Raw genomic sequence first — 19,678 nt, 5'->3', positions numbered from 1 at the left:
CCCCACCCCTCAGATGCTGTAATTGTCCGCGATCTCCGACCGCAGCTGTTCCACCTGATCGCGGAACACCGAGCCGTCCCGGCCGGCGCTGTTGCGCACGTCGCGCACCACGCGGGCCGGGGTGCCGCCCAGCACGATGATGCGGTCGGCCAGATGCACCGCCTCTTCCAGATCGTGGGTGACGAACAGCACCGTCTTGCCGGTTTCCTGATGGATGCGGCGAAGCTCGTCCTGCAGATTGTGGCGGGTGATGGCGTCGAGCGCGCCGAACGGCTCGTCCATCAGCAGGATGTCCGGGTCCACCGCCATGGCGCGGGCGATGCCGATGCGCTGGCGCTGGCCGCCCGACAGTTCGTAGGGCCAGCGGCGGGCATAGCCGTCGAGCCGCACCAGCTTCAGCGCGGCCTCGGCGCGCTGGCGCCGCTCGTCGCGGCTGACCGGCAGTCCCTCCAGCCCGAACTCCACATTGCGGATCACCCGACGCCAGGGCAGCAGGCGGGAGTCCTGGAACACCAGCCCGACCGGGCGGTGGCCGGGGCGCTGGTCCTGGTGGATGGTGACGCCACCGCTGCGTGCGGCGTGCAGTCCAGCGACGACACGCAGCAGCGTCGACTTGCCGACGCCGGACGGGCCGACGATAGCGACGAAGCTGCCGCGCTCGACCGACAGGTTGACGTCGACCAGCACCGGCGGAGCGTCCTTGCCGTAGCCGATGGACACATCCTCGAGGTCGATGACCGACGTGGCGGCGGTCTTGGAAAGGATCACCGCTGCCATGAGAGCACCCGCGACTGAACTTGCATGAACAGGAAATCCGATACGCCATAGAGCAGCGCGATGGTGACCATGTAGAGCACGACGATGTGGGTGGCCAGCAGGCCCGACGCCTCCATCATCCGCATGCCGAGGCCGGAGATGCCGAACAGCTCGGCCGCGACCACCGTCATCCAGCCCTGCCCCAACCCGGCGCGCATGCCCGACAGGATGCCCGGCAGGGCGCCCGGCAGGATGATCTTGAACAGGCGCGGGATCAGCCCGCCCTGCCCGAAGGCATGGCCAAGCTCGATCAGGTCCTTGTCCACCCCGCGCACCGCGGCGTAGCTGGCGTAATAGTTGATCCAGAACACCGTCAGCGAGATCAGGAAGGACGCGGCCCCCTCGCTGACGCCGAACCAGATGATGGCGAAGGGGATCCAGGCGATGGCCGGGATCGGGCGCAGCATGCGCACGACCCAGGCCTGGAAGGCGTCCCACTTGCCCCACAGCGCCGCCGCCGTGCCGAACGACACGCCGAGGAAGGTGCCCAGCGACAGCCCGACCAGATAGTGCGACAGGCTGGCCAGCACCATCTCCTGCCAAGTGCCGCTCTTGAACTCGGTCAGGAAGGCGGCGGGCACCGCGCTCGGCGACGGCAGCAGTCGGGCCGGCACGACGCCGCTGCGCGCCACCGCTTCCCACGCCAGCAGGAAGACGAGCACGCCCAGCGCCGATAGGGCGACTTTCTGATAGGACTTCATCGGCTTGTCGGTCTGCATCGGTCGGCCGGCTTACTTGGCGACGGCGTCGTAGAAGCTGAAATCGAAGGCCTCGGCCACCGGAATGGTCTCGCCGGCCGAACCGATCTCCTTGGTGAAGGCCATCATCTTTTCCACCGCCGGCACGACCGAATGCGGATCGGCGACGAACTTGGAGCCGGGGCCCTTGAAGGCGGCTTCCAGCGTCGCCGGCTCCATCAGGCCCTTGCCGAGATAGTTGTTCACCAGCTTGGCCGACGCGGCCGGGTCCTTGGCGATCATGTCGACGGCGCGGATGTGGGCCTTGACCAGCGCCTTGATGGCGTCGGGGTTCTTCTTCAGCACCTCCGCGCGGGCGGACACCACGGTTCCGGGCTGGTCGGGGAACATCTGGGCGCCGGTGGCGACCAGCACGACATTCGGGTCCATCTGCTGGGTGACGGTCACCGTCGGTTCGCGGATGGTGGCGGCGTCGAGCGCGCCGGCCAGCAGGGCCTGCTGCGTCTTCTCGATGCCCATCGGCACCAGCTCGACATCGGCGGGATCGACCTTCACCACCTTGAACAGCCAATGCTTCAGCACGGTGTCGGGGACCGAGCCCGGCGGCTGGGTGCCGATCTTCGGCTTCCGGCCGGTGTCGGCGGCGAACTTCTTGAAGGACTCCGCTGTCGGGTTGGCGCCCACCGCCTTGGCGAAGGGACCGCGCGCGGCGACCACCATCTCTTCCACCGCCGAATTGGCGATGACCGATATGTCGGCGCCCTTGGTGCGGGCGACCAGGACCGGCGCGACGCCGGCATAGAGCAGGTCGATCTGGCCGGCGGCCATCGCCTGGATGGCATGTGGGCCGGATTCGAAGCGGGTCAGCTTCAGCGTGATCCCAGCATCCTTGGCCCAGCCCTGCCCATCGACGATGAACAGCGGCGATGCCGCGAGGATCGGGATGTAGCCGATTTCCAGCTTCACCGGATCGGCGGCGCGCACGGTGCCGGGCATGGCGGCGGCAGCCGTGCCAAGGGCGATCAGGGCGGCAAGGGTGGAGCGACGGGTCAGGCGGAGCATCGGATCGTCCTCGGCTAAGGTTCCGAGGCTATTTAGCACGATTGCGCGGATGGAGAAGAGCGATTTCCACATAACTGGAAACGGGAATTCAATATAACACAAAAGTATTTTGTTGTTACCGCATCGGCGACCGCCGGAAAGCCGCAGAAATTGTGGGTTCGGCGCGGCTCGGACGGTACGGCCTCAGCTCTCCGTCAGCAGATAGAGCGACACACCGCAGAGTGATAACCCCACCAACAGGATCGCCACCGCAATGCGTGTCCAGAGCGTGAGGTGCGAATCGAACGGTTCGCAGAGATCGTCATCGTCCATGGCCTGACTTCCGTCACTGTGGGGAGGACGGCGGGGATATGCCGCCGTCTCTCGGTGCCGGAAAGCGATAGCGGTGCCGTGTTGCGGCGGTGTGTCCCGCGGACGCTGTTGTGTAACCGACGGTAACGGCGCCGGCCGTCCGTTACAGGCCTTCCACCACGATCATCTTGAAATCGGCGGCGTTGCGACGCGCCTCGCGCGCCTTGCGGTATTCCGGGCTGTCGTAGAAGGCCTTGGCCGATGCCATGTTCGGGAACTCCAGGATGACGATCCGGTTGGGCTGCCAATCCCCCTCCAGCACCGCCGTCTCGCCGCCGCGGCTGATGAAGCGTCCGCCGTTCTTTGCGATCGCGTCGGGGGTCAGCGACTTGTAGACCTCATAGGCGACGGGGTCGGTCACGCGCACGTCGGCGATGATGTAGGCGGTCATGGCTCGGCATCCTCTCTTGTCGTTTTTCGGCCCAAAAGAAACGGGCGCGGGAAGCCTTGCCTCCCGCGCCCGTCCCGGTCAAACGCTTTGAATGACGGTCAGGCTTCCATCGCCTTGACGACCTCTTCGGTGACCTTCTTGGCGTCGCCGAACAGCATCATGGTGTTGGGGCGGAAGAACAGCTCGTTCTCCACACCGGCGTAACCGGCGGCCATGCCGCGCTTGATGAAGAACACCGTCTTGGCCTTCTCCACATCCAGGATCGGCATGCCATAGATCGGGCTGGCCGGATCGGTCTTGGCGGCCGGGTTGGTGACGTCGTTGGCGCCGATGACGAAGGCCACGTCGGCAGTGCCGAAGTCGCGGTTGATGTCCTCCAGTTCGAACACCTCGTCGTACGGCACGTTGGCCTCGGCCAGCAGCACGTTCATGTGACCGGGCATGCGGCCCGCCACCGGATGGATGGCATACTTCACGTCGACGCCCTCGTGCTTCAGCACGTCGGCCATCTCACGCAGGGCATGCTGGGCCTGGGCAACCGCCATGCCATAGCCGGGGACGATGATGACCGACTGGGCGTTCTTCATGATGTAGGCGGCATCCTCGGCCGAGCCGGCCTTGACCGAACCCTGCGGCCCCTTGGCAGGACCGCCCGCCGCGGCACTCTCGCCGCCGAAGCCGCCGAGGATGACGTTGAAGATCGAGCGGTTCATGCCCTTGCACATGATGTAGGACAGGATCGCGCCCGAGGATCCCACCAGCGCACCGGTGATGATCAGCAGGTTGTTCTGCAGGGTGAAGCCGATGCCGCAGGCCGCCCAGCCCGAATAGCTGTTCAGCATCGAGATCACCACCGGCATGTCGGCGCCGCCGATCGGCAGGATCAGCAGGAAGCCGAGAGCCAGCGCCACCAGCACGATCAGCCACATCGCGGCCGACGAGTTCGACTGCACCAGCCAGATGATCAGGATGACGGTCAGCACGCCCAACGCCGCGTTCAGCGGATGCTGCATCGGGAACACCAGCGGCTTGCCGGTGACCAGCCCCTGCAGCTTGGCAAAGGCGACCAGCGAGCCGGTGAAGGTGATGGCGCCGATGGCGGTGCCCAGCGCCATCTCGACCAGCGAGCCCTTGGCGATGGCGCCCGGCAGGCCGATGCCGTAGGCCGCCGGCGAATAGAAGGCGGCGAGCGCCACGAAGACGGCGGCGAGACCGACCAGCGAGTGGAAGGCGGCGACCAGCTGCGGCAGCGCCGTCATTTCGATCTTCTTGGCGACCACATAGCCGATGGCGCCGCCGATGGCGATGCCCAGCACGATCATCCAATAGGACTGGACGATGGGCGAGGCCAGCGTGGTCAGGATGGCGATGGTCATGCCGACCATGCCGTAGATGTTGCCCTGGCGCGAGGTCTCCGGGCTGGACAGACCGCGCAGCGCCATGATGAAGCAGATGGAGGCGATGAGGTAGAGAAGGGCCGACAAGGTTTCCATGGTCTTACTTGCCCTTCTTCTTGAACATGGAGAGCATGCGCTGGGTCACGAGGAAGCCGCCGAAGATGTTGACGGACGCCAGGATGACGGCGAGGAAGCCCAGGACCTTGGAGAAGCCGAACCCTGCCGGTCCGGCGGCGATCAGGGCGCCGACGATGATGACCGACGACACGGCGTTGGTCACCGCCATCAGCGGCGAGTGCAGGGCCGGGGTGACGCGCCAGACGACGTAGTAGCCGACAAAGCAGGCCAGCACGAGCACCGTCAGGCCGGTGACGAAGAAGCTGCCATGGCCGCCGGCGGCTTCCGCGACCGGCTGGGCCGAATGGGCGACCTGGGCGGCAAGCAGGTCGGCCTGCTGGCCGAGCGCCGCGAGGTTCGCCTTCAGCTCGGCAATACGGGCGGACAGTTGGGTCTGATCCATTGCGGTAAGTCTCCTCAGGCGCCCGGTCAGCCGGCGAAGGCGGGGTGGACGACGGCGCCGTCGCGGGTCAGCGCGATGGCCTTGACGATCTCGTCGTCCCAGTTGACGGTCACGCCCGTTTCCTTGCCATGCAAGGACGTCAGCAGCGCCAGCAGGTTCTTGGCGTACAAGAGCGAGGCGCTCTCGGCAATGCGGCTGGCGTAGTTAGCGTGGCCGACGATCTTCACGCCGTTGGCCGTGGTCACCACCTCGCCCAGCTTGGCGCCCTCGACGTTGCCGCCCTGCTCCACCGCCAGATCGATGATCACCGACCCCGGCTTCATCGACGCGACATGCTCCGCCGTCACCAGGATCGGCGCCTTGCGGCCGGGGATCAGCGCGGTGGTGATGACGATGTCCTGCTTCTTGATGTGCTCGGCGACCAGAGCGGCCTGCTGGCGCTTGTAGTCGTCCGACATCTCCTTGGCATAGCCGCCGGCGGTCTCCGCCTGTTTGAACTCGTCATTCTCGACGGCGACGAAGCTGCCGCCCAGCGACTGCACCTGCTCCTTCACCGCCGGGCGCACGTCTGTGGCCGAGACGATGGCGCCGAGACGCTTGGCGGTGGCGATGGCCTGCAGGCCGGCGACGCCGACGCCCATGATGAAGGCGCGCGCCGGCGGCACGGTGCCGGCGGCGGTCATCATCATCGGGAAGGCGCGGCCATATTCCGAAGCGGCATCGACGACGGCCTTGTAGCCGGCGAGGTTGGCCTGGGAGGACAGCACGTCCATGACCTGGGCGCGGGTGATGCGCGGCATGAACTCCATGGCGAAGGCGTTCACGCCGGCATCGGCGTAGGCCTTCACATGGTCGCGGCTGTTGTGGGGGTTGAGGATGGCGAACAGCAGCGCGCCCTTGCGGATGAGCGAAAGTTCGTCCTCGCCACCTTCGGCGGCGATCAGCGGGCGCTGCACCTTCAGCACGATGTCGGCATCGGCCAGCGCCGACGCCTCGTCGGCGGCGATGGACGCCCCCGCCGCCTCATAGGCCGCGTCGGTGATGCTGGAGCCGAGACCGGCCCCGCTCTCCACCACCACGTCCAGTCCCAAACCCTTCAGTTTCTTCACCGTTTCCGGTGAGGCGGCCACGCGAAGTTCGCCCGCACGTCGCTCCTTTGGAATGGCGACTTTCATTAGATAAAACTCCCCTGCCTCAGATACGCCGATCCCGGCATCCCCCATGGGTTATCGGCCCAGACGACGCGCATACATGCCGCATCCCTGTGTCTTTGTGAAGCCGAACCCACCGATGGTAATACCAGCCTATTGGGTGCGCCGCAACAAAGGGAATGGCTGCGTAGGTCCATCGTACGATTGTTTCATACAATAAGACAAACCAGCCATGAGCTGTTCAAATCCCGGCGAGGGTCACGCTTGTACGAAGGAATGGCCGCGACGCGATGACGCAGCCGGACCTCTGCCGTGCATGCCCGCGGCGCATCGCCGGCTTGCCATTCCCCCCGCCCGCCGATATTGTCCCGCCCCGTTCCCGAACACCCCCATCGTTTGAGGTTTTGCCATGTCCGACGTCGGCGGCATCGCGGCGGATCGCCTGAAGTCCTTTGTCGAGCGCATCGAGCGTCTCGAAGAGGAAAAGCGCGGTCTGCAGGAAGACATCAAGGAAGTCTACGCCGAGGCGAAGGGCACCGGTTTCGACACCAAGATCATCCGGCAGATCATCCGCCTGCGGAAGATGGACAAGGCCGACCGCCAGGAGCAGGAAGCCATCCTGGAGCTCTACAAGGAAGCGCTGGGCATGGTGGAGTGACGGGTTTCCCCGTCACTCTCCTTCCATCGAAGTCACGCAGCGGCGGCCCCTTCAGGCCGCCGCTTCGCGTTCGGGCACCCTGCTGACGCGCCCGGCCAGCCGTTCCATCACGTTGGCGACGAGCGCCAGACCGGAACCGCCCGCGGCGGCGCCGTCCAAGGTCAGGATCGATTCGGGATGGAACTGCACCGCGGCCAGCGGCAGCGTCCGGTGCTCGATCGCCATCACCGTCCCGTCCTCGGTCTCCGCCGTCACCCGCAGTTCCGGCGGCACGCTGTCGCGATGCGCCACCAGCGAGTGGTAGCGCCCCACCCGCATCCCCTGCGGCAATCCTTCGAACAGCCCGCCACCCTGGTGACGCAGGGCCGAGGCCTTGCCGTGCATCGGCTCCGGCAGGCGCTCCAGTTCAGCGCCGAAATGCTCGGCCATCCCCTGCAGCCCCAGGCAGACGCCGAACACCGGCACGCCGAGGTCGAGCGCCGCCTGCACGCTGCCGCCGACATCGAAATCGGCCGGCCGCCCCGGCCCCGGCGACAGGACCAGCAGGTCGGGCGGGTCGCCGCGCAACGCGGCGCGGGCGTGGGCATGGCGCAGCGTCGTCACGCTGGCGCCGGTCTGGCGGAAATAGTCGGCCAGGGTGTGGACGAAGCTGTCGTCATGATCGACCAGCAGCACCCGCCTGCCCTCCCCGCTCCGCCTCGCGCCGGCCTGGACCACCGACAGACGCGTCCCCTCACCGCGCACCGCGTCGAGGAAGGCCGACGCCTTCAGCCGGCATTCCGCATCCTCCGCATCGGGATCGCTGTCCGACAGCAGGGTGGCGCCGGCGCGGACGAAGGCGACGCCGTCCTTCATGCGGATGGTGCGCAGGGTCAGCCCGGTGTCCATTCCACCGTCGAAGCCGATGCGGCCGAAGGCCCCGCCATACCAGCGGCGCGGCGACCGTTCGGTGTCCTCCAGGAACTGCATGGCCCAACGCTTCGGTGCACCGGTCACCGTCACCGCCCAGCTGTGGGTGAGGAAGGCGTCCAGCGCGTCGAAGCCCTCGCGCAGCCGTCCTTCCACATGGTCGACGGTGTGGATCAGGCGGGAATACAGCTCGATCATCCGGCGGCCAATCACACGGACGGAGCCGGGCTCGCACACCCGCGCCTTGTCGTTGCGGTCGACATCGGTGCACATGGTCAACTCCGCCGCATCCTTGGCGGAGTTCAGCAGGGTCAGGATCTGCGACGCATCGGCCAGCGCATCGCCCCCGCGCGCCACGGTGCCGGAGATCGGGCAGGTCTCCACCCGCCGGCCGCCGACGCGCACATACATCTCCGGACTGGCCGCGACCAGGAACTCGCCGTCACCCAGATTGATCAGCGCCTCGTAGGGTGCCGGGTTGGACGCGCGCAGGCGGCGGAAGATGGTGGCCGGGCTGTCGGCGCAGGGCTCGGCGAAGGTCTGGCCCGGCACCACCTCGAACAGGTCGCCGCGGTTGAAAGCCTCCTTCGCCGCCCGCACCGCCTGCTGGTACTCGCCGGGCGCATGGTCGCACTCCGCGGCGGCATTGGTGTCGGGGCGGTAGCCGTGAGCCCTGCCGCCGCCGGTGAAGCCTTCCGTCGAGACGCCATCGACAACGAACTCATAGGTGAAGCGCCGCGCCACCCCGGCGGCATGGTCGACCACCAGCAGCCGGTCGGGCAGATACAGCACCAGATCGCGCTGGTCGTCCGGCCGCTCCAGCCGCCGCCGGATCGTCTCGAACTGGAATGCGAGATCGTAGCCGAAGGCGCCGTAGAGCCCCAGGAACGGCTCCTCCGGACAGGCGAACAGCGCCATCAGCGCCCGCAGCACGCTGAAGACGGAGGGCTGGCGGCTGCGCTCCTCCTCGGCGAAGACGCCGGCCGGGCGACGCACCAGGGCGGTGACGCGGCCGGCGGTGACCTCCAGCCCGACCAGCGCCTCGTGCCCGTCCAGCGCGCGGGCGACGGCGGGCAGCAGCAGCCGGCCGCGCGGGTTCAGCGCGTCGATGCGGACGGTGCGGCCTCGCGCCGTCACCGACAGCGGCGGATCGACGAAGCCCAGCGCCTGACGGCGATAGCGGCCGGGTGCCTCCACCCCGCCGGACAGCAGCAGGCCGCGCCGCTCGTCGAGCGCGGTGACGAGCGCATCGACCGACTCGGCGATCGCCATTGGCTCGGCCGTGCGGCGCAGACCGAGACCACCGCCGGTGACGGTGGCGACGGGTTCAAGGAAGGCGGGGTCGGCAAGGAACAGGTGGGACGGGATCATGACGGCGGTGCTCCGGTTCGGGCGTCTTGTCGGTGACGCCGCCCGGTGCTTCCGCCTGCCTGTCCGTTCTTCCGCTGGACGACCCGCTGTATCGGGTCAGGAAAAAGGCCGCTCCGGATGCACCGGGCGGCCTTTCGTTCTCAATTCACGCTCACGCGCGTCGCCAGGCCGGCCCGTGGGAGACGGGCCACCACCAATGCTGCGACAGGAGGGGCGAGGACATGTTCATGGCTGCAACCGCAACACAGGGCTGGGGCGTCTGTCAAGTCCTATCCGTCACGCGCCCTCGCGCGGCGGGGCGACGGCATAGCTGCTGAGATCCTCCTTGCGGCGCTCGTCGGACGGCAGGCGGCCTTTGACCAGGAAGCTGATGTTCTCCGCCACGTTGGTGGCATGGTCGCCGATGCGCTCGATCGACTTGGCGGCGAACAGCAGGTGGGTGCAGCCGGTGATCTGCGCCGGCGTCTCCATCATGTAGGTCAGGAATTCACGGAACAGAGCGGTGTAGGCGGCATCGACCTCCCCGTCGCAGTCGCGGACGGCGGCGGCGAGGTCGGCGTCCTGTTCGGTATAGGCGCGGCGCATGTCGCCGATCATCGCCTGCACCATCCGGCCCATGCGGACCAGCGAGGCGACCGGCGGCGCCACCGGCAGGGTGGCCAGAGTGACCGCCCGCTTGGCGACCGATCCGGCGAAATCGCCCATTCGCTCCAGGTTCGAGGCGATCTTCAGCGCCGCGACGATCTCGCGCAGGTCCTTCGCCATCGGCTGGCGCAGGGCCAGAAGGCGGACGGTCATCGCCTCCACCTCCATCTCCAGCCGGTCGATCTCGGCATCGCCCTTCAGCACCTCGCCCGCGATCTCGGCGTCGGGGCCGGCCAGCGAATCGAGCGCCAGCCCGACCTGCCGCTCCACCAATTCGCCCATCCGGTCGATGGCGCTGCGCAGGGCCGCCAGTTCGGTGTCGAAAGCCGCAAGCGTGTGTCCACCCGACATGATCCCCAACTCCCCTTTATGACTGCGCTGCTGCAGGCGGTGCTGCGCCCGTCGCCCCGCAGATGGGGCCGGGCACCGCTCCCGCCAAGGCGCCTCGGCACTGGAGGCGGCTTTAACCTTTGGCATAGATTATTTACGGACACTGGTCTATCGATGGACCACGCAACCACGCAGACCGGGCAGGACCGATGACACCGCACGAGTTGGTTGCCGTGCTGGAAAAGCACGAGCGCTGGCTGAAGAACAAGTCGGGCGGTTCGCGCGCCAACCTGACCATGGCGAACATGGAGGGCTCGAACCTGTCCGGGGTGAACCTGGCGCAGGGCAAGCTGTCCGGCGCCAACCTGTCCCATTGCGACCTGTCCAACGCCAATCTCAGCACCGCCGACCTGTTCGCCGCCCATCTGACGAAGGCGGACCTGTCCGGCTGCAACCTGTATCGCGCCGACCTGCGCGGCGCCCACATGCGCGGCGCCAAGATGAAGCGCGCCATCCTGCGCGAGGCCGACCTGCGCGGCGGCGCCCTGCTGTATGGCGGACAGGGCGGCAAGGGCGGCAAGGGGTTGGACTTCGTCCGCTCCGACCTGTCGGGAACCGATTTCGACGATGCGTCGCTGACCAACGCCAATCTGTCCGGCGCCGACCTGACCGACGTGTCGATGAACGGCGCCGACTGCGAGGGCGCGCTGCTGACCGGCGCCACGCTGATGCGCGCCAGCATGAAGAGCTGCAATCTCGCCCGCGCCGACCTGCGCGGCAGCAACCTGTCCGGCGTGAACCTGCAGGGCGCGGTGCTGCGCGACGCGAACCTGACCGGAGCGATGCTGGCCGGCGCCAACCTGCGCAACGCCGACCTGCAGGGCGCGAAGCTGGAGGGCGCCGATCTGGCCGGGGCCGACACCACCGGGGCCAATCTGGCCCGCTCGGCCGATAATTTCTCGGTCCAGATCCAGCAGGCCCTGCACAGCCACTACACCTGGATCAACACCAACGGCACGATGGGGGCGCGGGCCGATCTGACCGGCGCCGACCTCAGCCACATCGACCTGACCGGCGTGAACCTGTCGGGCGCCAACCTGAAGCGGGCCAACCTCAGCGGCGCCAAGATGCGCGAGGCGCTGCTGATCATGTGCGACATCTCCGAAGCGGTGCTGGCCGGCGCCGACTTCAGCGCGGCGATCCTGGACGGCGCCAACCTGCGCGGGGCCAACATGGACGGGGTGCGGCTGGACGGCGCCGGAGTCGGCTGGGTCGACATCAAGGGGCCTGACGGCCAGCCGACCGGACGGCTGTGGGCGGCGAACCTGACCGGCGCACGGCTGACCGGCAGTTCCTGCGTCCGCACCAACCTGCGCGGGGCCAACCTGTCGGACTGCGACTTCAGCAATGCCGACCTGACCGGGGCGATCCTGAGCGACGCGAACATCCGCGACGCGAAGTTCTCCGGCGCCAACCTGACCGGCGCCAGCCTGCCGCCCCCGCCGGATCCGGATGACGATTGATCCGGGCGGTATCTGATCCACCGTAGCAGCTACGGCCGCCTGCCGCCGGCGGCCCTACCCCTCCTCGCCGTCGCGGGCGGCGGCGCAGGCGGCGTTCAGGTTGGCGCCGACGCGGCGCAGCACGTCCAGCGTCACGTCCAGTTCCTCCGGCGCGATGCCGTCGATGGCGATCTGGGCGATCTCCGAGGCGCTGGGCATCATTGTATCGCGCAGGGCCCGGCCCTTGTCGGTCAGGAAGACGTTCATCTTGCGGCGGTCGTGGCTGTTGCGGACGCGCTGGACGAGTCCCTGCGCCTCCATAACATTGACCGCGGTGACGGTGGTCGGCTCCATCATGCCGACGCGGTGGCTCAACTCCCGCTGGGTCAGGCCGTCCTCCTCCCACAGGGCGCGCAGGAAGAACCATTGACCCATGCTGACCCCGGACCGCGCGATGCGCGTCTGCAGGGCCCGGGCAAAGGCGCGATTCACTTCCCGGACGACGAACGATAAGGCACCGTCGGCCGAACCGGCCGCGTCCTCCGACTCTCCGGGGCGTTCCGGCCCCCACCCCTTGACAGACGCCTCCATACCGACAATCTCTCTGCCGTCGTTCCCGTGCCCGCAACCATCCACGCCGACCGGTCCCGACCGCCGGGCAGTCACCTGTCGAGGCGACGCTGCGGCATTCTGTCCGTCCGGCCCATGCCTGTCTGGTAACACCACCTTGACACGAATGGGCATGGCTGCGTCATCCAATCATAACGTGTTGTGTGCAAAGCGCAAATCAATTGCGCGGGCTGCTCCCTTCGACATGCAATGATATGTCGCGATTGAGCGGCCGAATCGCTGCCGGTCAAAACAGAACGCTTCTCTGGACTCTTCGCATAGCCGCCTTGTGTCACGCCCGTCTTTTTGGCACCGCGTGGAGGCACCATATCCGCATATGATGCTCGACATTATGATTACCGATTGGATCGTCTTTATTTGGCGGTTCGTATAGCACCGACCCGGAAATATGAACATTTCGCTAAATTGTTGATAAATCCCTTCCGGCTGCTTGCATACGCCGCGACCTTTGGTCACACACCTCTCGAACCGTCTTCCACAGGAGCACCGAACCCGCAATGACTGCTTCGACGACCGTTCCCTCGTCCCGTACCGTCACCGTCGCCGCCACCCAGATGGCCTGCAGCTGGGACCGTGCCGCCAACGTCGACGGCGTCGAATCGCTGATTCGCGAGGCCGCCGCCAAGGGCGCGCAGATCATCCTGCCGCAGGAGCTGTTCGAGACCCCCTATTTCTGCAAGGACCAGAAGCAGTCGCTGTTCGAACTGGCCGCTCCCGCCGAGGAGCATCCGGTGATCGGACGCATGCAGGCCCTGGCCCGCGAACTGTCGGTCGTGATTCCGGTCAGCTTCTTCGAGAAGGCGCGCAACGCCTATTACAACTCGATGGCCATGGTCGATGCCGACGGCAGCCTGTTGGGCGTCTACCGCAAGTCCCACATCCCGGACGGCCCCGGCTATCAGGAAAAGTTCTATTTCAGCCCCGGCGACACCGGCATCCCGGTGTTCAAGACCCGCTACGCCACCGTCGGCTGCGCCATCTGCTGGGACCAGTGGTTCCCGGAGACCGCCCGCGTGATGGCGCTGAAGGGGGCGGAGATCCTGCTCTATCCCACCGCCATCGGTTCGGAGCCGCAGGATGCCTCCATCGACAGCCAGGGTCATTGGACGCGGGTGATGCAGGGCCACGCCGGCGCCAACCTGATGCCGCTGGTCGCCTCCAACCGCGTCGGGGTGGAGCAGGGGGAAAGCTGTGCGCTGACCTTCTACGGCTCATCCTTCATCGCCGGGCCGCAGGGGGAGATCGTGGCGCAGGCCGACCGTGAGAGCCGGACGGTCCTGACCGCCACCTTCGACCTCGACCGCATCGCGGCACAGCGCGCCTCCTGGGGCGTCTTCCGCGACCGCCGTCCGGAGTTGTACGGCGCCCTGCTGACGCTGGACGGCGAGACGACTCCGCGCCGCTGATTCGGGCCGAACGGGGAGGAGCGGTAGAAAGCCGGCATAGACGCCGCGCGGCGTCAGACCGTCAGCCCCCTCTCCGCTCCGGCGGAATTGCCCAGGGCCTGCGCCGCGCCATAGGCGGCAGCGGCGCGTCCCGACGCGGTGTCCCCGCCCTGCCGTCGCTGTTCCGACTGGGCCTGCAGCTTCGCGGCGTCCGCCTGAGCCGCGACGCGCAGATCCTGCGGCGACGGGTCGGCCGGGGCAAGAGCCGCGGCCTTCACCTGCTCCATCTTGGCGACGGTGGCGGCCGGCTCCGATTCGGGGCTGACGTCGATCGGCACCTCGCCGGCGGTGGCGTAGTTCTTGCCGTCCGGCCCGCGGGTAAAGGTGAAGGAGGCGCCGCCGGCATGGGCGCCGCCGGCCGCCTGATGCGCCGCCTCGTGCTGACGGACGCTGGTGTCGGCCTGCTTGAGCTTTTGGACCTGCTGCTGCGCCGCGTCGGACAGGGTGACGGTGTCGGTGGAGCCGCCGCCCTGGCCCTTCCCTTCGGCAATGTCCTTCCCGCCGCCGGAAGCGTCCTTTCCATCCCGCCGCAGAGTCTGGCTTCGCTGGGCGGCATAGGTCCCGATGGACGGGCTGATGATGGACAGGTCGGCAGCCACCGCCCGCATCCTCAAGAAAAGAGGCCGAACTTCCCTTCAATTTAGGACGATTCGACCGCACCGGCAATGGTGCGGCCGCGGTCAGGCTGCGCTGCCCCCGCTCAGCCCTGCTCGAAACCGGTCAGGACGTTGGTGACATTCACGCCGAGGTCGTCGACGGCATAGCCGCCCTCCATCACGAACAGGGTCGGCAGGCCGATGGCGGCGATGCCCGCGCCCATGTGCAGGAAATCCTCCGACAACAGCCGGAAGCGGGAGATCGGGTCGCCGCCATAGGTGTCCGCCCCCAGCGACAGCACCAGCGCGTCGGCACCGAAGGCGCGGATGCGTGCCGTCGCCGCGGCCAGCGCCTGGGCATAGCCGTCCCAATCGGTTCCCCAGGGCAGCGTCAGGTTCAGGTTCGCCCCCTCGCCCACCCCGGCCCCGGTCTCGTCGGCATGGCCGCAGAAATAGGGGAACTCGTCGGCCGGATCGGCATGGATCGACACGAACAGCACGTCGCCGCGTTCCCAGAAGATCTCCTGCGTGCCGTTGCCGTGGTGATAGTCGACGTCCAGCACCGCCACCCGCGTGGCCCCGCCGTCACGCAGGGACTGCGCCGCGATGGCCGCGTTGTTCAGGAAGCAATAGCCGCCGTAAAAGGCATGGCCGGCATGGTGTCCGGGCGGACGGCACAGCGCGAAGGCGCTGCGCTCGCCGGCCCGCAGACGGTCGGCGCCGGTCAGCGCGCTGTCGGCGGCGGCGGTTGCCGCCCGCCACGTCCCGGCGGTGATCGGCGTCCCGGCATCGAAGGAATAGAAGCCGAGTCGTCCGTCGATGGAGCGCGGCACCCGGCGCCGCGACATGCCCGGCGCCACCCAGTTCAGCGGCAGCGCGTCGATGTCGTCGCCATGCTCCACCACCCACTCGTCCCAGGCGGTCTGCAGGAAGGCGAGATAGCCGGCGTCATGCACCCGTTCCAGCGGGGCGAGGCCGTGACGGGTGGGTTCCACGATCGGCCCCAGCCCCACCGCCTCGATCCGCGCCCGGACGATGTCGGCACGGGCCGGCTTCTCGTAACAGGGGACGAGCTGGCCGTCGTTGAGTTCGGACCGGCCGGCCTGCAGCCGGTGCTCTTCGCTGTGAATGACGATCACGCCACTGGTTTCCCTGATTGTTCCATGACTGTTCCGCCGCCGGGAGTTGTCCGGGCCGGCGCATGTCCGGCCCATCATAGACCCGCCGGAGCGGCGGCGGATGATGGCCTTTTGCATGGCGACCCGGATGCGAACCATTGCCTTTCGGCTGAACGCACGCAATAGTGTTCATTGCCTTTCGCTCGCGCTGTGCGGGTGTTTGATGAGGTTGCTGGACATCTATGCTGGCTGCTGCGTGCAGGATATTCGCCCGCCTGGCGCCGGGGGCGGTGCCGATTCTGTGGGCGTGCGCCGTGTTTGCCGCGGGGCCGACGCGAAGTGACTCCTCGTCGCCGCAACAACCGTCCGCATTATATGCGGACGTCTCCTCCTCTCCCATCGAAGCCGCCTTCTCAGCCCGCGCCGGTGAGCCGCTGCGCCAGTTCGGATACGACCTGTTCGGCACTGCCGCGGATGCCTTGGGGTCGGAGACGGCCCCCGGCGCCATTCAGGGCGATTACGTGCTGAACACCGGCGACGCCGTTCTGGTGACCCTGCGCGGCCAGAAATCCTTCAGCAAGCGCTTCACGGTCGACCGTAACGGCCAGTTGGTGGTGGACGACCTGCGCCCGCTGACCGCCGCCGGCCTGACGCTGGATGCCCTGCGGCGGGACCTTGCCGCCGCGGTGGCCGCCACCTGGCCCAGCACGGACGCCTTCGCCTCGCTGGCGGAGGTGCGGCGGATCAGCGTTCTGGTCACCGGTGCGGTCCGCCGGCCCGGCCGGCAGGAGATCAGCGCCTTCGCCACCGTGCTGGATGCGCTGTCCGCGGCCGGTGGGGTGGAACGCGGCGGCAGCCTGCGCGCGGTCCGGCTGGTGCGTGCGGGCGGCGGCGTCACCGTCGACCTCTATGCCCTGCAGATCGCCGGCGCCCCCGGCAATGCGGATATGCCGCTGCGCGACGGCGACCGCCTGTTCGTTCCGCCGCTGGGCGCCACGGTCGCCGTCGCCGGCCCGGTGAAACGGCCGGGGATCTACGAACTTCCGCCCGGCGGCGGCCCGCTGTCGGCGGCGGAGTTGCGCGACCTCGCCGGCGGCCCGCTGCGGCCCGGCCAGGGAAGGCTGCTCCGATTCGGCATCGGTCCCGCCGGCGAGGAGACGACGGAGGAGATCGCGGACGCCGATGCCAAGCGCTTCGACGACGGCGACCTGCTGCTGCTCGCCCCGCGGCGCGAGGACCGCCGCGGCGAGGTGCGGCTGGAGGGGCATGTCCTGCGGCCCGGCCCGCGCGCCTGGACCCGGGCGGAGACATTGCCCGGGCTGCTGTCCCGCACCGATCTGCGACCCGATCCCTATCTGCCCTTCGCCGCCCTGGAAAGCACCGTCCCCGCCACCGGCGCGCGCGACCTGCGGCCGGTCTCCCTGTCGGCCGTCCTGAACGGCAAGGACCGCCGCGGACTGGCCGAAGGCGACACGCTGTACGTGCTGGGGACGGCGGACGTCGATTTCCTGACTTCGGAGCCGGTGCTGACCATCCTGCGCGGCGACCGGCAGCCGCCGCAGGATGCCTGCCCCGGACTGGTCGCGCTGGCCAGAACCCTGGCGGCGGAACCGGACGGTCCGCTCGCCACCGGCCCGCAGGCCCGCGCCGCCGCCACGCTGACCGGCGCACGCACGCCCTGTCCGCCGCTGTTCGCCGCGGTGCCCGACCTGCTGCCTCTGGCCCTGCGCCATTCGGTTCTGCGCCTGACCGGCGTGCCGCGCCCCGGCTTCTATCCCGTGGCCGACGGAACGGAGGGTGCCGGCGCCCGCGAGACCATCGTCGTGTCGGACGCGCCGCAGTATGAGGTGATCGGCCATGTCCGCCACCCCGGCACCCGCCGGCTCGCCGCCGGAACCACGCTGCGCAAGGCTCTGGCCAGCGGCAAGCTGCTGAAGCGTGACGTCTATCCGCTGCTGGGCATCGTCGAGCGATACGACCGGCGGACCCTGACCCGGCTCTATCTGCCCTTCTCTCCGCAGGAGGTTGCCGCCGGGCGGGCGGATCGCGGGTTGACCGACGGCGACCGCATCCACCTGTTCGCCGCCGACGACATCCGCAGCCTGGAAAAGCCCGCCGGGGCGGCGACGGACGACAGGACGGACGGTGAAAGCGAGCCGCCAATGCTGGCCGCGCTGCTCGATCCCGCCATCGTTGCGGTGATCGGTGAGCGGACGGTGCAGGTGCGCGGCGCGGTGCGCGATCCCGGCGGCTACCCGGTGGCCGACCGCACGCCGCTGTCGGCACTGGTCGCGGCGGCGGGCGGGCTGTCCGCCGATGCCGACCCGGCGGTGGCGGAACTGACGGCCGCCGACGGCACACGCAGCAGCATCGACCTTACCCGCGACGGGGGGCGATCGGTTGGCCCCGGAGATGCGCTGCGGGTCAATCCGCGGCCACAGGCGCTGGAATCGCGCGCCGTGGCCATCGAAGGGGCGGTGCGCCGTCCCGGCCGCTACGACATCGGCCGCGGCGAGACGCTGTCCTCGCTGATCGCGCGGGCCGGCGGCCTGCTGGACGATGCCTATCCCGCCGGGGCGGTCTTGACCCGCGAGAGCGAGCGCCGCCGCGAGAAGGAGCAGTTCCAGCGGCAGGCGCGCGAGCTGGAACGGACATTGGCGCTGGAGGTGGAGAAGGGCGAGCCGGTGAAGGCGGAGAATGTCGCGCTGGCCCGCCAACTCGCCGCGCAGCTTCGCGGCGCCGAACCGCTCGGCCGCGTGGTGGTCGAGGCGGACCCCGCCGTCCTGCGCGGCCGGCCTGAGCTGGACCCGCTGCTGGAGCCCGACGACCGTATCCTGATCCCGAAACGGCCGTTGACCGTCGCGGTCTCGGGCGAAGTGCTGCACCCCACCGCCGCCCAGTTCGTCAGCGGCAAGACGGCGGAGGATTATCTCGGCGATGCCGGCGGCACCACCCGCGATGCCGACACCGGGCGAAGCTTCCTGGTCCTGCCCGACGGACGGGCCCGGCCGCTGGCGCTGTCCTCGTGGAACCACAGGGTGGACGCAATTCCGCCGGGGTCGATCCTGGTGGTACCGCGTGATCCACGCCCCTTCGACGGGCTGGACGCCACCAAGGCGGTCGGCAGCATCCTGAGCCAGCTGGCGATCACGGCCGCCTCGATCTCGGTGATCACGCGATGACGGCGCCCAACCCTCCCCGCCTCGCCATCCTGACCGTGGTCCGCAACGACCGCGCCGGGCTCGCCGACACCTATGACAGCCTGAGCGGTCAGCTGAGTCACGATATCGTTTGGCTGGTGGCCGACGGCGCCTCCACCGACGGAACCGCGGAGTGGCTGGCCGCCCATGCCGAGATTCCCCTCTGGTGGCGGTCGTGTGCCGACTCGGGGCTGTATGACGCGATGAACGACCTGCTCGACACTGCCCGCCGGCTGGGCTGCAGCCACGTCCTGTTTCTGAACGCCGGCGACCGGCTGGCGGCTGCGGACAGCGCTCCGCGGCTGCTACAGGACATCGTCCGGCACCCCGGCTGTGCCCTTCTCTATGGCGATGCGCTGGAGCGGCAGGGGGACGGACGTATCCTCCTGAAGCGCGCCCGGTCACACCGCTGGGCGCCGCTGGGTATGTTCACCCACCATCAGGCAATGATCTACCGGGTTTCCGCTCTGGCTGACCTTCGCTTCGACCCCGGCTATCGGATCGCCGCCGATTACGCCTTCACGCTGGCCGTTCTCGACCTCGGCGAGGCGGTTCAGCTGCGCTGGCCCGTCTGCCTGTTCGCACCCGGCGGCCTGTCACAACGCGACGCCACCGCCGGCCGGCGGGAGCAGGCTGCGATTCGCCGACGCCATTACCGCTGTGGAGCGGCAGGCGCAACGGCCATCGCCGCAGCTCAGCGAGTCGCGCTGGCAGTGCGTCATCATTTTCCCTCAGCATACGCGAAATTACGTTTCCGGTGCCCGGAAACATAACGTCTTTTGCTCACGTCCTCCCACTTCCACCCGAACGGGCCATTGATACGCACAAATGGTTGCATAGAATTTACTTTCTGAACTAAGCATTCTCGCGGCGCCTTCCCTCCGGCTT

Annotated in this window: 18 protein-coding genes; 5 read left to right on the top strand and 13 right to left on the bottom strand. The window is 68.3% G+C overall.

The features are described 5' to 3' along the window. Positions 1-9: 9 nt before the first annotated feature. The 8 genes from B9N97_RS18840 to B9N97_RS18810 all read right to left on the bottom strand — a co-directional run bounded on the left by B9N97_RS18840 (position 10) and on the right by B9N97_RS18810 (position 6,410). Positions 10-777, bottom strand: coding sequence for an ABC transporter ATP-binding protein (locus B9N97_RS18840; protein ID WP_085089294.1), 768 nt, complete (start codon positions 775-777; stop codon positions 10-12). Further along, a complete protein-coding gene (locus tag B9N97_RS18835) occupies positions 765-1,535 on the bottom strand; it encodes an ABC transporter permease (RefSeq protein ID WP_413340217.1) in 771 nt (256 codons plus the stop codon). Before B9N97_RS18835 ends, B9N97_RS18840 begins: the two co-directional genes overlap by 13 nt. 12 nt (positions 1,536-1,547) lie before the next feature. Next, a complete protein-coding gene (locus tag B9N97_RS18830; protein WP_085089293.1) occupies positions 1,548-2,576 on the bottom strand; it encodes an ABC transporter substrate-binding protein in 1,029 nt (342 codons plus the stop codon). Between the two features lie 183 nt (positions 2,577-2,759). Beyond that, entirely contained in the window at positions 2,760-2,888 is a 129-nt protein-coding gene (locus tag B9N97_RS36785; protein ID WP_280174793.1) for a hypothetical protein, read from the bottom strand. 142 nt (positions 2,889-3,030) lie between these two features. Further along, entirely contained in the window at positions 3,031-3,318 is a 288-nt protein-coding gene (locus B9N97_RS18825; protein ID WP_085089292.1) for a DUF1330 domain-containing protein, read from the bottom strand. A gap of 98 nt (positions 3,319-3,416) precedes the next feature. Continuing rightward, complete coding sequence (locus B9N97_RS18820) at positions 3,417-4,811, bottom strand: NAD(P)(+) transhydrogenase (Re/Si-specific) subunit beta (protein ID WP_085089291.1); 1,395 nt, start codon at positions 4,809-4,811, stop codon at positions 3,417-3,419. A 4-nt stretch (positions 4,812-4,815) separates the two neighbouring features. Next, positions 4,816-5,235: an NAD(P) transhydrogenase subunit alpha part 2 gene (locus tag B9N97_RS18815; protein WP_085089290.1), complete on the bottom strand. Its 420-nt coding sequence runs from the start codon at positions 5,233-5,235 to the stop codon at positions 4,816-4,818. Between the two features lie 26 nt (positions 5,236-5,261). Then, positions 5,262-6,410: a Re/Si-specific NAD(P)(+) transhydrogenase subunit alpha gene (locus B9N97_RS18810; protein ID WP_085089289.1), complete on the bottom strand. Its 1,149-nt coding sequence runs from the start codon at positions 6,408-6,410 to the stop codon at positions 5,262-5,264. Positions 6,411-6,795: 385 nt separating this feature from the next. On the opposite strand from B9N97_RS18810, the gene B9N97_RS18805 reads away from it, so the two are divergent. After that, the gene (locus tag B9N97_RS18805) at positions 6,796-7,044 is read left to right on the top strand and encodes a DUF2312 domain-containing protein (RefSeq protein WP_012973951.1); all 249 of its coding nucleotides are present in this window, start codon (positions 6,796-6,798) and stop codon (positions 7,042-7,044) included. A 51-nt stretch (positions 7,045-7,095) separates the two neighbouring features. Here B9N97_RS18805 and B9N97_RS18800 read toward each other — a convergent pair whose 3' ends face one another. Together B9N97_RS18800 and phoU are read right to left on the bottom strand one after the other, a co-directional pair. Further along, positions 7,096-9,324 (bottom strand): anthranilate synthase, encoded by a 2,229-nt coding sequence (locus B9N97_RS18800; protein WP_085089288.1) that lies wholly within the window; start codon positions 9,322-9,324, stop codon positions 7,096-7,098. 276 nt (positions 9,325-9,600) lie between these two features. Continuing rightward, positions 9,601-10,320, bottom strand: coding sequence for a phosphate signaling complex protein PhoU (phoU, locus tag B9N97_RS18795; RefSeq protein ID WP_085090655.1), 720 nt, complete (start codon positions 10,318-10,320; stop codon positions 9,601-9,603). Between the two features lie 188 nt (positions 10,321-10,508). Between phoU and B9N97_RS18790 the strand changes: the two genes are divergently transcribed. Continuing rightward, a complete protein-coding gene (locus tag B9N97_RS18790; protein ID WP_085089287.1) occupies positions 10,509-11,822 on the top strand; it encodes a pentapeptide repeat-containing protein in 1,314 nt (437 codons plus the stop codon). A 54-nt stretch (positions 11,823-11,876) separates the two neighbouring features. Here B9N97_RS18790 and B9N97_RS18785 read toward each other — a convergent pair whose 3' ends face one another. After that, on the bottom strand, positions 11,877-12,236 hold the full coding sequence (locus B9N97_RS18785) for a MarR family winged helix-turn-helix transcriptional regulator (protein WP_244560778.1): 360 nt from the start codon (positions 12,234-12,236) through the stop codon (positions 11,877-11,879). 692 nt (positions 12,237-12,928) lie between these two features. Here B9N97_RS18785 and aguB point away from each other — a divergent pair. Next, on the top strand, positions 12,929-13,837 hold the full coding sequence (aguB, locus tag B9N97_RS18780; RefSeq protein WP_085089285.1) for an N-carbamoylputrescine amidase: 909 nt from the start codon (positions 12,929-12,931) through the stop codon (positions 13,835-13,837). A gap of 53 nt (positions 13,838-13,890) precedes the next feature. Here aguB and B9N97_RS18775 read toward each other — a convergent pair whose 3' ends face one another. Then, a complete protein-coding gene (locus B9N97_RS18775; protein ID WP_085089284.1) occupies positions 13,891-14,484 on the bottom strand; it encodes a putative metalloprotease CJM1_0395 family protein in 594 nt (197 codons plus the stop codon). A 92-nt stretch (positions 14,485-14,576) separates the two neighbouring features. Continuing rightward, a complete protein-coding gene (locus B9N97_RS18770) occupies positions 14,577-15,611 on the bottom strand; it encodes a histone deacetylase family protein (RefSeq protein WP_085089283.1) in 1,035 nt (344 codons plus the stop codon). Between the two features lie 293 nt (positions 15,612-15,904). Here B9N97_RS18770 and B9N97_RS18765 point away from each other — a divergent pair, with 293 nt between their 5' ends. Then, entirely contained in the window at positions 15,905-18,772 is a 2,868-nt protein-coding gene (locus tag B9N97_RS18765) for an SLBB domain-containing protein (protein ID WP_244560777.1), read from the top strand. Further along, the gene (locus B9N97_RS18760) at positions 18,769-19,563 is read left to right on the top strand and encodes a glycosyltransferase family protein (protein ID WP_085089281.1); all 795 of its coding nucleotides are present in this window, start codon (positions 18,769-18,771) and stop codon (positions 19,561-19,563) included. The genes B9N97_RS18765 and B9N97_RS18760 overlap by 4 nt, the downstream gene beginning before the upstream one ends. Positions 19,564-19,678 lie beyond the last annotated feature (115 nt).

The organism is Azospirillum oryzae (genome assembly GCF_900177515.1).
GTDB lineage: Bacteria > Pseudomonadota > Alphaproteobacteria > Azospirillales > Azospirillaceae > Azospirillum > Azospirillum oryzae_A.
Note: the sequence above shows the minus strand (reverse complement) of the source record. Positions and strands in the feature narration are given on the sequence as shown.

What these genes read in the sequence shown, in the direction of transcription:
- B9N97_RS18840 (WP_085089294.1), bottom strand. Translation starts at nt 777, where the DNA reads ATGGCAGCGGTGATCCTTTCCAAGACCGCCGCCACGTCGGTCATCGAC.
- B9N97_RS18825 (WP_085089292.1), bottom strand. Translation starts at nt 3,318, where the DNA reads ATGACCGCCTACATCATCGCCGACGTGCGCGTGACCGACCCCGTCGCC.
- B9N97_RS18790 (WP_085089287.1), top strand. Translation starts at nt 10,509, where the DNA reads ATGACACCGCACGAGTTGGTTGCCGTGCTGGAAAAGCACGAGCGCTGG.
- B9N97_RS18815 (WP_085089290.1), bottom strand. Translation starts at nt 5,235, where the DNA reads ATGGATCAGACCCAACTGTCCGCCCGTATTGCCGAGCTGAAGGCGAAC.
- B9N97_RS18835 (WP_413340217.1), bottom strand. Translation starts at nt 1,535, where the DNA reads ATGCAGACCGACAAGCCGATGAAGTCCTATCAGAAAGTCGCCCTATCG.
- B9N97_RS18830 (WP_085089293.1), bottom strand. Translation starts at nt 2,576, where the DNA reads ATGCTCCGCCTGACCCGTCGCTCCACCCTTGCCGCCCTGATCGCCCTT.
- B9N97_RS18785 (WP_244560778.1), bottom strand. Translation starts at nt 12,236, where the DNA reads ATGGGTCAATGGTTCTTCCTGCGCGCCCTGTGGGAGGAGGACGGCCTG.
- B9N97_RS18775 (WP_085089284.1), bottom strand. Translation starts at nt 14,484, where the DNA reads ATGCGGGCGGTGGCTGCCGACCTGTCCATCATCAGCCCGTCCATCGGG.
- B9N97_RS18800 (WP_085089288.1), bottom strand. Translation starts at nt 9,324, where the DNA reads ATGATCCCGTCCCACCTGTTCCTTGCCGACCCCGCCTTCCTTGAACCC.
- B9N97_RS36785 (WP_280174793.1), bottom strand. Translation starts at nt 2,888, where the DNA reads ATGGACGATGACGATCTCTGCGAACCGTTCGATTCGCACCTCACGCTC.
- B9N97_RS18805 (WP_012973951.1), top strand. Translation starts at nt 6,796, where the DNA reads ATGTCCGACGTCGGCGGCATCGCGGCGGATCGCCTGAAGTCCTTTGTC.
- B9N97_RS18820 (WP_085089291.1), bottom strand. Translation starts at nt 4,811, where the DNA reads ATGGAAACCTTGTCGGCCCTTCTCTACCTCATCGCCTCCATCTGCTTC.
- aguB (WP_085089285.1), top strand. Translation starts at nt 12,929, where the DNA reads ATGACTGCTTCGACGACCGTTCCCTCGTCCCGTACCGTCACCGTCGCC.
- B9N97_RS18810 (WP_085089289.1), bottom strand. Translation starts at nt 6,410, where the DNA reads ATGAAAGTCGCCATTCCAAAGGAGCGACGTGCGGGCGAACTTCGCGTG.
- B9N97_RS18760 (WP_085089281.1), top strand. Translation starts at nt 18,769, where the DNA reads ATGACGGCGCCCAACCCTCCCCGCCTCGCCATCCTGACCGTGGTCCGC.
- phoU (WP_085090655.1), bottom strand. Translation starts at nt 10,320, where the DNA reads ATGTCGGGTGGACACACGCTTGCGGCTTTCGACACCGAACTGGCGGCC.